An 865-nucleotide genomic window follows, 5' to 3' on the forward strand; every position below is an offset into this window, starting at 1 on the left:
CGTTATTTACCCAATACATCCAAATTCAGCATCGCCACATCAAAGCCGATGTGGTCATTGCGGACAACGAACAAACCATCAAGACGGTCGCGGCAAATCCAGCGGCGATCGGCTACGTTTCCATCGGCACCGCCGAATACTATGTCGCTGCCGGAGTTGCGATCAAGTTGTTGCCGTTAGCGGGCGTGGAAGCAGCGATCGACAATGTTCGCAGCGGCAGCTTTCCGTTGTCGCGACCTTTGAACCTTGTGGTCAAACAGCCACCAACGGGACGTGTCAAAGCATTCCTTGATTTTGCCAATTCCAGCGATGTGAGTGATCTCATCGCGGAGCATTATTTTGTCCCGCTGGCTCCTTAGTTTTACAACATCGGACTGAAATCACGGCCGCAGCGTGTGCGTGAAGGCAAAACGGTCATTGGCGGCGCTGCTGATTTGAAGGTTTCAATCGTTTGAGGCTTACGTGAACCGATCGGGCATGCGCGAGCCAGAACTTCCACCTCCATCCACTTTGGCACTACGCGTGCTTGTTGTGTCACAGCGTGGACCGCACGGATCGATCGTGATCGAAGTGGCGTGACCAAAGTGGCGTGATCGAAGTGACGTGACCGCCTATCCACTGAGATTGAGATTATCAGAGACCTCAAAAGGGAGAAATCATTGTGTTTGGATCAAAACAGTCGAGCCCGGTCGCCGAATATGCGGCGGAGGGTGATATCGAACGGGTTTATCATGAGATCCGTCAAATTCTGCGGGTGCGAGGCATTAATCTAATTTTCCGCACTTGGGCCGGGGCGGGGGATAAGAAACTGCTGCCCCTATTGTGGGATACCGTCCGTCCTAATGCCGAAACCATGCAATTTGAA

2 protein-coding genes are annotated in these 865 nt (G+C 52.7%); both read left to right on the forward strand.

Annotation, left to right across the window (positions count from 1 at the left end; genetic code table 11):
* Positions 1-359, forward strand: a 359-nt coding sequence (locus RMSM_RS29300) for a substrate-binding domain-containing protein (protein ID WP_040770062.1), incomplete at its 5' end; no start/stop codon positions are given.
* A gap of 302 nt (positions 360-661) precedes the next feature.
* A partial coding sequence (locus tag RMSM_RS40240; protein ID WP_144058047.1) for a hypothetical protein occupies positions 662-865 on the forward strand: 204 nt, incomplete at its 3' end.

This window comes from Rhodopirellula maiorica SM1 (assembly GCF_000346295.1).
GTDB lineage: Bacteria > Planctomycetota > Planctomycetia > Pirellulales > Pirellulaceae > Novipirellula > Novipirellula maiorica.